Origin of the sequence: Ottowia beijingensis, from assembly GCF_013423955.1 — a bacterium.
Taxonomy (GTDB): Bacteria; Pseudomonadota; Gammaproteobacteria; order Burkholderiales; family Burkholderiaceae_C; genus Ottowia; species Ottowia beijingensis.
In genome coordinates, this window is sequence record NZ_JACCKX010000001.1 from 3,877,624 (window position 1) to 3,892,249 (window position 14,626).

Annotated in this window: 8 protein-coding genes and 4 pseudogenes; 10 read left to right on the forward strand and 2 right to left on the reverse strand. The window is 63.3% G+C overall.

All coding sequences use genetic code 11. The features are described 5' to 3' along the window. The first annotated feature begins 5 nt into the window (after window positions 1-5). From H0I39_RS19120 to H0I39_RS19160, 10 genes and pseudogenes are all read left to right on the forward strand, one after another. A pseudogene (locus H0I39_RS19120) lies at window positions 6-797 on the forward strand (SDR family NAD(P)-dependent oxidoreductase). 33 nt (window positions 798-830) lie between these two features. Further along, window positions 831-1,725: pseudogene (locus tag H0I39_RS19125) on the forward strand (acetaldehyde dehydrogenase (acetylating)). Window positions 1,726-1,747: 22 nt separating this feature from the next. After that, a complete protein-coding gene (gene dmpG, locus H0I39_RS19130; protein WP_308645939.1) occupies window positions 1,748-2,764 on the forward strand; it encodes a 4-hydroxy-2-oxovalerate aldolase in 1,017 nt (338 codons plus the stop codon). 97 nt (window positions 2,765-2,861) lie between these two features. Then, a complete protein-coding gene (locus H0I39_RS19135) occupies window positions 2,862-4,319 on the forward strand; it encodes a methyl-accepting chemotaxis protein (RefSeq protein ID WP_180551537.1) in 1,458 nt (485 codons plus the stop codon). 73 nt (window positions 4,320-4,392) lie between these two features. Continuing rightward, a complete protein-coding gene (dmpH, locus tag H0I39_RS19140; protein ID WP_180551538.1) occupies window positions 4,393-5,181 on the forward strand; it encodes a 2-oxo-3-hexenedioate decarboxylase in 789 nt (262 codons plus the stop codon). A gap of 53 nt (window positions 5,182-5,234) precedes the next feature. Next, window positions 5,235-5,633 carry a Bug family tripartite tricarboxylate transporter substrate binding protein gene (locus H0I39_RS24345; RefSeq protein ID WP_257646276.1) on the forward strand — a complete coding sequence of 133 codons (399 nt, stop codon included), beginning with the start codon at window positions 5,235-5,237 and terminating at the stop codon, window positions 5,631-5,633. Then, complete coding sequence (locus H0I39_RS19145) at window positions 5,603-6,217, forward strand: tripartite tricarboxylate transporter substrate-binding protein (RefSeq protein ID WP_308645946.1); 615 nt, start codon at window positions 5,603-5,605, stop codon at window positions 6,215-6,217. The genes H0I39_RS24345 and H0I39_RS19145 overlap by 31 nt, the downstream gene beginning before the upstream one ends. A 25-nt stretch (window positions 6,218-6,242) precedes the next feature. Next, window positions 6,243-6,434, forward strand: a complete 192-nt coding sequence (thmT, locus tag H0I39_RS19150) for a 2-hydroxymuconate tautomerase (RefSeq protein ID WP_047350381.1) — start codon at window positions 6,243-6,245, stop codon at window positions 6,432-6,434. A 50-nt stretch (window positions 6,435-6,484) separates the two neighbouring features. Next, window positions 6,485-9,051, forward strand: a pseudogene (locus tag H0I39_RS19155) (Tn3-like element IS1071 family transposase); the annotation flags it as partial. 388 nt (window positions 9,052-9,439) lie between these two features. After that, window positions 9,440-10,198: a hypothetical protein gene (locus tag H0I39_RS19160; RefSeq protein WP_257645894.1), complete on the forward strand. Its 759-nt coding sequence runs from the start codon at window positions 9,440-9,442 to the stop codon at window positions 10,196-10,198. A 1,278-nt stretch (window positions 10,199-11,476) separates the two neighbouring features. Here the strand turns inward: H0I39_RS19160 and pntB are convergent. Both pntB and H0I39_RS19170 read right to left on the reverse strand, forming a co-directional pair. Next, the gene (pntB, locus tag H0I39_RS19165; protein WP_180551539.1) at window positions 11,477-12,892 is read right to left on the reverse strand and encodes a Re/Si-specific NAD(P)(+) transhydrogenase subunit beta; all 1,416 of its coding nucleotides are present in this window, start codon (window positions 12,890-12,892) and stop codon (window positions 11,477-11,479) included. Window positions 12,893-12,931: 39 nt separating this feature from the next. Next, window positions 12,932-14,527: pseudogene (locus H0I39_RS19170) on the reverse strand (Re/Si-specific NAD(P)(+) transhydrogenase subunit alpha). Between the last annotated feature and the right edge of the window lie 99 nt (window positions 14,528-14,626).

The following is a 14,626-nucleotide window of genomic DNA, read 5'->3' on the forward strand; positions in this document are numbered from 1 at the left end:
GCGGCATGGACTTGCAACTCAGCGGCAAACGCGCCCTGGTCACCGGCTCCACCGCAGGCATTGGCTTTGCCATTGCCACCGAACTAGCACGCGAAGGCGTGGCCGTCGTGCTCAATGGCCGCAGCGAGGAGCGCGTGGCCCAAGCCGTGCAGCGCCTGCAGGCGGCCGTGCCACAGGCCCAGGTGCGCGGCGTGGCTGCCGACGTGGCCACGGCCGTCGGCTGCGACCTGCTGGCCCAGGCCAGCGCGGGCGTGGACATTCTGGTGAACAACTTCGGCATCTTCGATCCGCAGCCCTTCGGGGCCATCGACGATGCCCAGTGGCAGCGCTTTTTGATGCCAACGTGATGAGTGGCGTGCGCCTAAGCCGCGCACTGCTGCCCGCCATGCAGGCCGCAGGCTGGGGCCGGATCGTGTTCATTAACAGCGAGTCCGGCGTGAATCCCCCACCGAAATGGTGCATTACGGCATGAGCAAGGCAGCACAGCTGTCCGTCTCACGCGGGCTGGCGCAGCACTGCGCAGGCACGGGCGTGACGGTCAATGCCGTGCTGCCCGGCCCCACCAGCACTGAGGGAGTGGGCGACTTTTTCGCCAAGCTGGCTGCCGACCAGGGCGTGGATCTGGCCGAGGCCGAGCGGCGCTTTTTCGCCCAGGCACGCCCCACCTCGCTGCTGCGCCGCTTCATCGAACCTTCCGAGGTTGCCGCACTAGTGGCCTATGTGTGCAGCCCCGATCCTCCGCCACCAATGGTGCAGCGCTGCGGGTTGAGGGCGGCATCCTGTCTTCGATTTGCTGACCCTTTTTCCAAAGGACTTCTTATGACCCAAAAATCAAATGTGCCCTGATCGGCCCCGGTAACATCGGCACCGACCTGCTGGCCAAGCTGCAGCGCAGCCCCGTGCTCGAACCCGTGTGGATGGTGGGTATCGACCCCGAATCGGACGGCTTGAAGCGTGCCCGTGAGATGGGCATCAAAACCACCCACGAAGGCGTGGATGGCCTGATCCCCTACATGAAGGCAGACGGCGTGCAAATCGTCTTCGACGCCACCAGCGCCTACGTGCACGCCGAGAACTCGCGCAAGGTCAACGCGCAGGGCGCCCTCATGATCGACCTCACGCCTGCGGCCATCGGCCCGTTCTGCGTGCCGCCCGTCAACCTGAAGGAGCACGTGGGCAAGGCCGAGATGAACGTCAACATGGTCACCTGCGGTGGCCAGGCCACCATCCCCATGGTCGCAGCGGTGAGCCGCGTGCAGCCTGTGGCGTATGGCGAGATCGTCGCCACCGTCTCCAGCCGCTCGGCGGGCCCCGGCACGCGCAAGAACATCGACGAGTTCACCCGCACCACCGCCGGTGCCATTGAGAAGGTGGGCGGCGCCAAAGGGCAAGGCCATCATCATCATCAACCCGGCCGATCCACCGCTGATCATGCGCGACACCGTGCACTGCCTGGTGGAAGGCGAGCCCGACCGCGAAGCCATCACCAAGAGCATTCACGACATGCTGGCCGAAGTGCAAAAGTACGTGCCCGGCTACAAGCTGGTCAACGGCCCGGTGTTTGACGGCAACCGCGTCTCGGTCTTTCTGGAGGTTGAAGGCCTGGGCGACTACCTGCCCAAGTACGCCGGCAACCTGGACATCATGACCGCCGCTGCCGCGCGCACCGCCGAAATGTTTGCCGAAGAAATTTTGGCCGGCACGCTCACCTTGCAAGCCGCCTAAGGAGTTTTGACATGACACAAAAATCACCCTGCACGACATGACGCTGCGCGACGGCATGCACCCCAAGCGCCACCTGATGACCTTGGAGCAAATGAAGTCCGTGGCCCAGGGGCTGGACGCTGCAGGCATCCCACTCATCGAGGTCACCCACGGCGATGGCCTGGGCGGCGCTTCGGTGAACTACGGCTTTCCGGCGCACAGCGACGAAGAGTATTTGAGCACCGTCATCCCGCTAATGAAACAGGCCAAAGTCTCGGCCCTGCTGCTGCCGGGCATCGGCACCGTCGATCACCTCAAAATGGCCCATGGCCTGGGTGTGCACACCATCCGCGTGGCCACCCACTGCACCGAGGCCGATGTGAGCGAGCAGCACATCACCATGGCCCGCAAACTGGACATGGACACCGTCGGCTTTCTGATGATGGCGCACATGAGCGATTCTGCCGGTCTCATCAAACAAGCCAAGCTGATGGAAGGCTACGGTGCTAACTGCATCTACGTCACCGACTCGGCCGGCTACCTGCTGCCCGACCAGGTGAAAGAGCGCATCGCTGCCGTGCGCGATGCCCTGAAGCCCGAGACCGAGCTGGGCTTTCACGGCCACCACAACCTCGCCATGGGCGTAGCCAACAGCGTGGCCGCCATCGAGGCCGGTGCCAACCGCATTGATGCCGCTGCTGCTGGCCTGGGCGCTGGCGCAGGCAACACCCCGATGGAAGTGCTGGTGGCCGTTCTCGACCGCATGGGCATCCAAACCGGGGTGGACGTGTGGAAGATCCAAGACGTGGCCGAAGACCTGGTCGTACCCTTGATGGACTTCCCTATCCGCATCGACCGCGACGCGCTCACGCTGGGCTACGCCGGGGTGTATGGCAGCTTCTTGCTGTTTGCCAAGCGTGCTGAGAAGAAGTACGGCATTCCGGCGCGCGATCTGCTGGTCGAGCTGGGCCGCCGTGGCATGGTGGGTGGTCAGGAAGACATGATTGAAGACACCGCCCTGACCATGGCCCGCGAACGTGGCATTGCCCTGCCTGCATAACCTGCTTGCAAAGCAACGTCAGCACTGCCCCAGCGCGGTGCTGACCTGGGCCACCACGCTCAACCCTTGATCAACCCTTGAACCAGGAGTGCCTCCAATGAACATGCTCGCATGGTGGAACCCCGCTACAGGGCTTGGCTTTGCGCTGGGCCTGCTGTGCGGAATGGCCTTGGTGGCCCTGGTGGCCTGGTGCAGTCGTGGAAGACTTCGGTGGCGCAACCGCCGGGGCGCTTCTCGCCAGACCGTATTGGCACAGATCGACCAGCACGCGCTGGACGTGATTGTCAATAACGCGAGCATGCTGTCCTCCTTCACCCGGGTGGTGGCTTTTTCTCGCACGCAAGAGAGCAGCCTGCAGGCCCTGGATCAGAGCGTGCATGGCTTGTCTGAAAGCGTCGAGACGGTGGTGCAATCGGCCGACATCTCTCGCCAGCAAGTGCAATCCATGTACGAGCTGGCACTCGATGGCGACCGCTTGCTGCGCGAGACAACAGAGCAAATCACCGCCCTGGGCAGTTCTGCCCATGGCCTGGATGTCCGTTTTGGCGAAGTCCGCCAGCACACTGCCGCCATTGACGGCATCCTGTCCATGATTAAGAACGTAGCCATGCAAACGCACTTACTCTCCCTCAACGCCGCCGTGGAAGCCGCCCGAGCGGGCGAGCAGGGTCGGGGCTTTGCCGTGGTGGCCGACGAAGTGCGCAAACTGGCCGCCCGCACCAGCGAAGCGACCCAGCAAATTCAGCAGATGGTCGTCGGCATCACCCATAGCACGCAAGAAGCCGATCAATTTCTGCAAACCGTGCTGCAAGGCATGGATAGCGGTGTGGCCCGCACCCAACAAACGAGCAATGCCCTGGCCGACATCCGCGCCCGGGCTGAACAGGCGCTGACCGCTACCAGCAGCATGGCCCAGGCGGTGCAAACACAAACCCACTGGGGCGAACGCCTGCGCCAGCAAAGCGAAACTCTGTCACAAGCGGCCAAGGAATCGGTGGAATGGATTGGCAAAAGCAACACCCAGGTGCGCACCGTGCAAGCCATGGTGGGCCAGCTCAAACGCGAAACAGCCGCCCTGCAGCCCAAGCGCCAGGCGCTGGAAGTGATCAGCGATGGGGTGGAAGAAATGCGTGCCTGCAACATCCTTATCATGAATTCCGAAACATGGAACGATGTGGCCGCCGTAGTTCACCGCATTGGTGAACTCGACCAGCTCATCGACCAGGCATGGGCCCAGGCCGCCACCCTGCGCACCCGCGCTGCCGGCCAAGACTTTGACCGCGCCATGGCGCACTACCGCCAAGTGCGTGCCCGAATGCTGGAGTGTGCCCGCCAGGGCGACTTTGACACCATCCGGCAACTGGTCCCCGAGCAGGTGCGCCCCGCTTACGACCGCGTCAAAAACGCCTTGAGCGCCCTGGGCGATAGCACAGGCCGCAACGTTCCGGCCACCGCCGCCGCAGCGACACCCCAAACAAGCGCACCGGTGCCCGCCGTACCCAGCAACCGGGTGACCCCAGTTCTGCGCCAGGCAGGGCAGCCTTTCAGGCTATAGCCCATTAACCAACGCGGCACTTGGGCTAACGATTTCCGACTTTTATTCATCCCAACTTTTTGGAGTATTCACTATGGCACTCTCACCCCAAACCATCGCCCAACTTGCTGAACACCTGGAAACCTGCCAGCTTGAAGTTCGCGATACACCCAAAATCACCAACGACCACCCTGATATGGACTGGGACGATGCCTATGCGATTCAAGATGTCATCCTGCAGCGCAAGCTGGCACGCGGCGCGCGCGTTGTTGGCCTGAAGGCGGGCCTGACCTCACACGCCAAAATGAAACAAATGGGCGTGACCAACCCGGTGTTCGGCTTCCTGGTCGATGAATACGTGGTCTCCGAAGGGGCCACCGTGAACACCGCCGAACTGATTCACCCCAAGGTAGAACCCGAAATCGCCTTCGTGCTCAAGCACGCGCTCAAAGGGCCGGGCTGCCACATCGGCGCCGTGCTGGCGGCAACCGACTTCGTGCTGCCCGGCATCGAGGTCATCGACAGCCGCTACCGCGACTTCAAGTTTGACCTCAAGAGCGTGGTGGCCGACAACACCTCGGCCTCGCGCTTCGTGGTCGGCGGGCGCGCGATGCGCCCCGAAGACGTGGACCTGCGCACCGTGGGCATCGTGCTGGAGAAAAACGGCGAGCCCGTCGCTCTGGGCGCTGGCGCTGCCGTGCTGGGTCACCCCGCAGCGGCCATTGCCATGCTGGCCAACCACCTGGGCCGCCGCGGCCAGGAGATCCCGGCCGGCAGCCTGATTCTGTCGGGCGGCGCCACCGAAGCCGTGGCCGTGGCCGCGGGCGACAGCGTCTGCCTGCGCGTGCAGGGCATGGGCAGCGTCTCGCTGCGCTTTGCCTGAGGGGCCGCGTCGCCCCTTTTTGATGCAACCACAACGATAACTGGAGACAGCGCATGCAACGACGTGACTTCATGACCGCAGGCGCGCTGGCCGCGCTGGGCGCAACCCTGCCCGGCGCCGCCTGGGCGCAGTCGGCCTACCCGACCAGGCCTGTGCGCCTGATCGTGCCCTTTCCGCCCGGCGGGCCGACAGACATCATGGGCCGCACGGCCGCCAAGGCCATGGGCGACCAGCTGGGCCAGCAGTTCGTGGTGGAAAACAAGGCCGGCGCGGGCGGCAACATCGGCACCGACGCGGTGGCCAAGTCCGCGCCGGATGGCTACACCGTCGGCCTGTCGGCCATCAGCAGCCTGGCGATTGCCCCGCACCTGTATGGCAGCGTGCCGTTCAATGTCGAAAAAGACTTTGTCCCGATCTCCTGGTGGGCACCACGCCTTGCGCGCTGGTCGTGAATCCGTCGGCGCCGTTCTCCGACTTCAAGGGCATGGTGGCCTATGCCAGGGCCAACCCCGGCAAGCTCAGCTACGCCACTTCCGGCATCGGCACCAGCAACCACCTGGCGGCCGAGCTGCTGCAGTCGGTGGCGGGTATCAAGCTGACCAACGTGCCGTACAAGGGCTCCAGCCAGATCGTGCCGGACCTGCTGTCGGGCACGGTGCTGATGAGCATGGAAAGCTCGCTGGCCACCACCTTGCAGCATGTCAGGGCAGGCAAGCTCAAGGCCATCGCGGTCACATCGCAACAGCGCACCAGGGCCCTGCCCCATGTGCCGACGATCGCCGAGTCCGGCTACCCCGGCTTTGAGGTGGAGACCTGGTTTGGCCTGATCGCGCCCGCCGGCACACCCGCAGCCATCGTCCAGAAGCTGCAGGCTGCCTGGGCCGCCGGCTCTGCCGCCCCCGAAGCGCAGACCGCGTTTGACAACATCTCCGGCAACCTGCGCGTCACCACGCCGCAGCAGTTTGCCGAGTTCATCCGCACCGAAAACCGCCGCTGGGGCGACCTGATCCGCAAGAACGGCATCAAGGCGGAATAAACCCCTTTTCACAGACGGACACACCATGCCATTCGCACAGATCTACATTATCGAAGGCCGCACCGAGGAGCAGAAAAAGGCTGTCATCGAGAAGGTGACCCAGGCCCTCGTCGATGCAGTGGGCGCGCCGCCCGCCAACGTGCGCGTCTGGATCCACGATGTTCCCAAGGAAAACTGGGGCATCGCGGGCGTCAGCGCCAAGGAACTGGGACGGTAAGCGCCTTGTGGCCAAAATAGCTTGCAGCGCTTATCCAGCAAGCGTTGCGGATGAGCGAGCACCAGCGCCGCTCACTGGTACGTGAACTGCGCGACGAAGTGGCGCGCTGCGCCGACCGCGATCAGCTACTCGTGCGGGCGCGTCAATGGCTGTACAAGAACAAGCTGGTGATCGTGCACGAGCGGGCAATTCGGACACTGATTGCGGCGGCACTTGCCCAGCTTGAAGTTGAAACAGGCACCGCCATCGCCGCCAGCGTTGATCCAGCAACACTTGATCGCTGGCGAGCTCAGTTTCAGAGCTGCGCCCAGATGGACAAACCCAGCAGAGTTGGCTATGGGCTGCACCGGCGAAACACTCAACCCGCCAAATCAGCGAGGTACTGGAGCGCATCGACCTGCTTTACACGCTGGACGTTCATAAGCACCTGGCAGACATCCCCGATCTCATCTTGCGCCGCTACGCGCGCCGACTTGTCTCCAGGCCGCCCTCAGCCGGAGCCAAGATCAAAGAGCCAGCGCGCACCGTGGAGGTCGCATGCTTTCTTCGGTATTGCCTGTTCACCACCACAGACCAGTTGATCCTTATGGTGCAGCGCCGGATCGCCGATCTGTGGCGTCAGGCTGCCGCCGATGTCCCCGCTACCGTCAATTGGGCCGCAATGTACAAAACGCTGCTCGGCGAACTTGTTGCCTTGAGCGCGCAAGGTGCGGTGCCAGATGCTGAGTTGCGTGCCCGTCTTGAAGCCTTGATCACCGAAACCCAGAAACGCAAACCACCGAGCAGGGCCTCCCTGGTCCGCGAGGGATTGATTGATGGAATTCGCCCCGTGCGGTCGTTGCTCGTCGCCATTGCAAAGCTGCCCTGGCAGGCCACCGGCGAGCATCCTGCCATCGAGTACCTTGCCAAGCTGCAAGCTTTATATCTCAAAGGATCCAGAAAGCTGCCAGTTGAAGTGGTGGCACCAAGTCTGGGAATGATCTGGCAGGTTTCGATCTCCAGCCCAGACCGGGAACGGGCGTTTCAGGCGTTGGAGGTGGCCACCCTGTTTGCCCTGCGCCGCGCGGTGCGCAATGGCTCGGTCTGGATTGAGCACAGCCTGAGCTTTCGGGGTCGTGCGCGCTTGTTCTTCACGGACGAGCGTTGGCAGGCAGAGTCCAAGAAACACTATGCCCGTCTATCGTTACCCAGCAAGGCTGCCACTTTCTTGAAGCCTTTGCTGGCCAGAGTAACTGCCGGTGTCGATGCGGTGGCCGCTGCAGCCCGCAGTGGCGTACTGCGCGTGGATGATGAACTCCATTTGTCGCCATTGCCCGCAGAGGACGAAGACCCAGAAGTGACCAAGCTGCGCGCGGCTTTGGATCACCGCATCGGTGAGGTTCAATTGCCGGAAGTGATTCTGGCCGTTGACGCCCAGGTGCGCTTTAGCTGGATCATGCTCGGACGTGAGCCGCGCTCTACCGACGAGCTGCTGATGGTCTATGCCGGCATCATGGCCCACGGCACCAGTCTGACTGCGGTCGAATGCGCGCGCATGATTCCGCAATTGTCTGCCACCAGCATTCGCCAGGCCATGCGCTGGGCGCGGGACGAACGGCGTCTGAGCCAGGCCTGCCAGGCTGTGCTGGAATTCATGCAGCGACACCCGATTGCCGCCACCTGGGGGCGGTCCGATTTGGCATCTTCTGACATGATGAGCATGGAGACCACCAAACGGGTGTGGCAAGCCCGGCTTGATCCTCGGCGCAACACACCTTCCATTGGAATCTACTCCCATGTAAAAGACCGGTGGGGCATCTTCCATGCGCAGCCCTTTGTGCTCAATGAGCGCCAGGCGGGCGTGGCCATTGAAGGTGTCATCCGCCAAGAAAAGCTGGAGACCAGCCAGCTTGCTGTGGATACCCATGGCTACACCGACTTTGCCATGTCACATGCCCGTTTGCTTGGTTTTGATCTTTGCCCGCGGTTGAAGGAACTCAAACAGCGCCACCTCTTTGTGCCACGCGGCACCAAAGTGCCCGCAGAAATCGCTGCGGTGTGCGAAGCCAATGTCGACGTCGCTTTGATCGAAAAGCATTGGGATAGTCTGGTGCACCTGGCAGCCTCGGTCATGAGCGGACATGCCAGTGCGGTGGCAGCTCTTGCGCGGTTCGGTTCTGCCGCCCAGGGCGATCCAATCTATGAGGCTGGCGTGCAATTGGGGCGGTTGCTGCGTACGGCGTTTTTGGCTGACTACTTTGTCAAGGACGCTTTCAGGAACGAGTTGCGCCGGGTGCTCAATCGGGGCGAGGCTGTTAACGCCCTCAAGCGCGCCATTTATACCGGCCGGATCAGCCCGGCGCAGGCCAAACGTGTCGATGAAATGCAGGCTGTGGCCGATGCGTTGAGCCTGATGGCCAACATCGTGATGGCGTGGAATACCTCACAGATGCAGGCGGTCCTGGATCGCTGGTCGAACCGCCGCCAGGTCATTCCACCGGAACTGATCGGGAAGATTGCGCCCACCAGGCTGGAGAGCATCAACTTGCGGGGTGTGTTTCGCTTCCCGGTTGACCGCTATGCTGACCAAATCCTGCCTTCGCGGCCAAATGCATCGATAACTGGCACCAATGGATGAAACCGACCACGGTTTGACGCCACGAATCGCAGATTTGAAAGTGAACAGGAAAGTCAATGAAATCAACGATCTACCAACACCACCTCCGCGCCAGTGCTAGCTTTTCGTACCGTCACTTATTGCACTGAAAACGAGGAGACCCCAACAGCACCGGCACCACATCGAGCGGCTTCGAGCAGTTCGGCGAGACGGTCAACCGGCTGGACCAGATCAGCAAAAGTGTGGCGGACACGACGGGGCTCACGCAATCTCAGGTGGCACGCATTGCCATGGGTGCATCCGGTCACGTGGGAATCAATACCCCCTTGCGGGACTAGGCGCAAACGCGTCTGGCGACAAGAGCTATTTATCGGGGCTATCTGCCGCTGAACAAAAGGTGCTGACCTCCATGAACAGCGAGCAACTGGCCGAGTTCAAGCAGTTTGGCGACCGGGTGTCTCGGGACAGAAGCTTCATCAGCATGGTCGCCAGCGATAGCCGTGAAGCCCAGGACCTGTCCGCCCGGCTGGCATCGACCACCGCGCGGACCGAGCGGGCTGACGCCAGCCTGAACGAGCGTAGCGCCTTCGCAGAGCGGGTCTCGACGGCCTATGAGCGAGGAGAGACTATCTCGATCGATATCGCCCAGGATCCCCACAACCTCGCGATGTTCACCCGCTACGCCGAGCAGTATGGTGGCAACAGCGCGTCGGCGCGCGTGCTGATGGAAGCGGAGCTGGCCAGGCAGTCGCTGCAGCCCAACCGGGTGTTCTCGGACGGCACTGCAGTGCCGTCCGCCTTTGGGGACCTGTCCGTCCAGCACCTGCAGAATTCCAGCAGCCCTGCCCTTGCGCCGGATCTTGGAGGCCAGCACCGCGCCAACCAAGGCAGCGTGCGCAGCTCTGGCGGTGGGCCCAGGGCTGCGTCGCCGGGCGAGTCCCCGTCGGCCATGCGCAGCGAGGTCCAGGCAGAAGGCCAGCGTATCCGTGCAAGCTCCTCCGCGGATCAGGCCACCTTCGAGCGCAAAGCGCAGATCACCAAAACGCCGGATGGGACCCTGGCTTCGGAGCGGTCCCTGATGCTGCAAACTGGCAAGCAGGTGAAGGAGGATGCCGCCCCCATCGTTGAGGACGCCAAGCAAGCTGTCAAAGATGCGCTGAAGAAATAGACCCGTTAGAGGCTCTTGTCTGCGTCGTGCATGCGATTGCCGTACTCAGAGTGCGGCGGCTTCATGAACGGCGGATGTCCTTCGTCCCGCCAGTAGTTCGCCGCCAGGTCTCGACCGGAGGTACCCATTCCGGGGATCGGATTGAGTTCCTCCTCCGTCGGAGCTCGGCGAAGCAAACGCTGCCGCTTCCCAACTTGCGATAGCGCTCCTCCGATTGCCCCCGAACAGCATCCCCAAGACCATCATGACAACGCGTACCCCCAGTCTTCGTGGCGCGCAGGCAGGTAGCCGAGACCTGCGCCCAGCACTAGGATGAAGAGGAAGATGGCTTTTCGCATAGAACCTCCTTGCGATACGAGACACCTTACTGATCGACAGCCAGAAATCAAGGCGATCGGCGCATCCGCCACCGAGCTTCAAGCTCCTGTAACGCGCTGAAGCTATATCAGATTGGCTACGAGCTGTTCCAGTGTGAGGCGTTCTCGCGGAAATTGCGCTCGCACCGCGCTAGGCTCGGCGATACCCAGTAGCAGTCCAACTTGCACTTCGTCCGCCCCTCTCGCATACAGCTTTGCCGCAACAGTATGGCGCGCTCGAAGCGCCGTCATATTCTTGAGCTCGGCATAGCAGAAGATCTTGCGATAGGCTTCCAGGATGCTGCGGCATTGAAACTGCCTCTGACCGTTCGCTTCGTACGGCGTGATTTCAAAACCCCGTCCACTGGAAGACAAGAACAGTCGAGTGGTTGGATCGAGCCCTCTATATGCCCTATCGTCACCAAGTCCGAGTTTTCGGAGAACGCGCTCGGCGAGATAGCTGCTCAGAACCTCATCTAGCCTAGAGCTGCGAAAGAACAATGGCCGCGACCGGCCATTGATCGCGACCTCTGGTCGAAACTCGGACGAGTGGCGCACGCCCCAGTGGGGTCAAGGTAGTCTCGGATCTCCAGACGCGCGATCTCCAACGGTCGAGCCCCAGTGGCCAAGAGGAGAAAGTACAGCCCCAGATCTTCATGAGGCTGATGACTACGGCCGCGGATGCGTTGAGCACCTTCAGCGATCTCCTCTTCACTGAGGACGTGAGTGTTATGACTTGGCATAGGCTTCCCCTCTGTCCGCCCACTTCGAGAATTGAATCGCCATCCGATGCAAGCGAACTTGCTGCACAAACCTCTCGTTCTGGACTCCTGAACGCCCCCACCACCCTTACATCCTCCGAGCAGATACGTGCCCATTCAGTCGTCGTATCAGTTCTCGGACTCGACTCGCACACTCGCCCTCAGCCTTTGAGCGCGGCCAGCCCTTCGTCCAACATCTTCTTCGCATCCCCGAACAGCATGCGGTTGTTCTCTTTGTAGAACAGCGGGTTGTCCACGCCGGCGTAGCCCGAGGCCATGGAACGCTTCATCACGATGCTGGTCTTGGCCTTCCACACTTCCAGCACCGGCATGCCGGCGATAGGGCTGTCCGGGTCTTCCAGGGCGCTGGGGTTCACGATGTCGTTCGCGCCGATGACCATGGCCACGTCGGTGTCGGGGAAGTCCTCGTTGATCTCGTCCATCTCCATCACGATGTCGTAGGGCACCTTGGCCTCGGCCAGCAGCACGTTCATGTGGCCGGGCATGCGGCCCGCCACCGGGTGGATGGCGAAGCGCACTTCCACGCCCTTGGCGCGCAGGGTCTGGGTGATTTCGTTCACCGTGTGCTGGGCCTGGGCCACGGCCATGCCGTAGCCGGGTACGATGATGACGCTCTTGGCCTCGCGCAGCAGCTCGGCCGTTTCGACGGCGCTGATGGGCACCGCCTCGCCCTGCGGCTCGGCGGCAGCGGCGCCACCATCGGCCTTCTTGGGCGCGCCCGAGCCGAAGCCGCCGGCGATCACGCTGATGAAGTTGCGGTTCATCGCGGTGCACATGATGTAGCTCAGGATCGCGCCCGACGAGCCCACCAGCGCGCCGGTGACGATCAGCAGGTCGTTGTTCAGCATGAAGCCGGTGGCCGCGGCCGCCCAGCCCGAGTAGCTGTTGAGCATGGACACCACCACCGGCATGTCGGCGCCGCCAATCGCCATCACCATGTGCACGCCGAAGAGCAGCGCGATCACGGTCATCACGACCAGCGCCGTCATGCCCGCGCCGGGGCCGTGCGCGTTCAGGAACACGCGGCCGAACCAGATCACGACCAGGAGCGCGACCAGGTTGAGCCAGTGGCGCGCCGGCAGCAGCAGCGGCTTGCCGCCGATCTTGCCGTTGAGCTTGCCGAAGGCGATCAGCGAACCGGAGAAGGTGACGGCGCCGATCAGGATGCCGATGTAGATCTCCACCTCGTGGATGATCTTTTCCGCGCCCTGGAACTGCACCGAGGTGTCGATGTAGCTGGCAAAACCCACCAGGCAGGCCGCCAGGCCCACCAGGCTGTGCATGAGCGCGACCAGCTCCGGCATCTGGGTCATCTTGACGACCTTGGCCGCGTACAGGCCGATGGCGCCGCCGATGACCAGCGCGATGACGATCCAGGTGATGCCCGAGGGGCTGACGCGCGGGCCGAACACCGTGGCCAGCACGGCCAGCGCCATGCCGATCATGCCGAACAGGTTGCCGCGGCGCGAGGTCTCCGGGTTGGACAGGCCACCCAGGCTGAGGATGAACAGGATGGCGGCGCCCAGGTAGGCGACCGTGGCGAGACTTGGGGACATGGTGTTGTGCTCTCCTCGTTCTTCTTGTTGTGGCGATGCCTACTTGCGGAACATGGCCAGCATGCGGCGCGTGACGGCAAAGCCGCCGAACATGTTGACGGCCGTGAGCACCAGGGCGGCGAACGCCAGCCACATGATGAGCCCATCGGGCCGTCCGTTGGTCCCCGCCTCGGGGGTGCGATCTGCACCAGCGCGCCGATGGCGATGATGCTGGAGATGGCGTTGGTCACGCTCATCAGCGGCGTGTGCAGCGCGGGCGTCACGTTCCACACCACCATGTAGCCGATGAAGCACGCCAGCACGAAGACCGTGAAGTGGCCCAGGAAGGCCGCGGGCGCATAGGCGCCAATGAGCCAGAACAGCACGGCCGCCACGGCGAAGATAATGGTCAGCGCCTTGGCGGACATGGGCGCGCCCGCGCCATGGCCGTGGCCGTTCTTCTTCTCGGCCACCGCCGCGGCCGCGGCCTTGGGCGCCGGTGCGGGCGCCTGCTTGAGGGGCGGTGCGGGCCAGGTGATGGCGCCGTCCTTGACCACGGTGAGGCCGCGGATCGCCTCGTCTTCCATGTTGACCACGGCCACGCCGTCCTTGGCCTTGCACAGCTCTTCGGTCAGGCGCAGCAGGTTGGTGGCGTACAGCGTGGACGACTGCTTGGCCAGGCGCGAGGCCAGGTCGGTGTAGCCGATGAGGGTCACGCCATGGCGCACCACGGCCTCGCCGGGCACGGTGAGCTCGCAGTTGCCGCCCTGCTCGGCGGCCATGTCCACGATCACGCTGCCGGGCTTCATGCTCTGCACCATCTCGGCGGTGATGAGCTTGGGCGCAGGCTTGCCGGGGATCAGCGCGGTGGTGATGATGATGTCGGCGTCCTTTGCCTGCTCCGCGTACATCTTGCGCTGCGCAGCCTGGAAGCCCTCGCTCATGACCTTGGCGTAGCCGCCGCCGCCCGAGCCGTCTTCCTCGTAGTCCACCTTGACGAACTCGCCGCCCAGCGACTTGACCTGGTCGGCCACCTCGGCGCGCGTGTCGTTGGCGCGAACGATGGCACCCAGGTTGGCCGCCGTGCCGATGGCAGCCAGGCCGGCCACGCCCGCGCCGGCGATGAAGACCTTGGCCGGAGGCACCTTGCCCGCGGCCGTGATCTGGCCGTTGAAGTAGCGGCCGAAGGCATTGGCCGCCTCGATGACGGCGCGGTAGCCGGAGACGCCGGCGGTGGAGGTCAGCGCATCCATCTTCTGCGCGCGCGAGCGTGCGCGGCAGGCAGTCGATGGCCAGCACCGTGGTCTTCTTGGCGGCCAGCTGCTGCATCAGCTCGGGGTTCTGCGCGGGCCAGATGAAGTCGATCAGCGTGCCGCCTTCGCGCATCAGGCCGACTTCGGCCTCGCTCGGCGGGCGCACCTTGAACACGATGTCCGACGCGGCCCACAGCGCGGCCGCGTCCGGCAGCACCTCGGCCCCGGCGGCGCGGTAGGCATCGTCGCTGAAGTTGGCGGCTTCACCCGCGCCGGATTCGATGGAGACCTTGAAGCCCAGCTTAATGAGCTTTTCGACCACGTCGGGCACGGTGGCGACGCGTTTTTCGAGCGGGAAGGTTTCGCGGGGAATGCCAATGCACTGGGCGTCACGGCGATGCATTGCTGCGCTGGGGGCTGACTGCATGAATACTCCTCTCGATATGTGGCATTCCTTCTGGTGCATAGCGGTGCACCTGCCCTCGAAGGAGCGTTGAAGAAA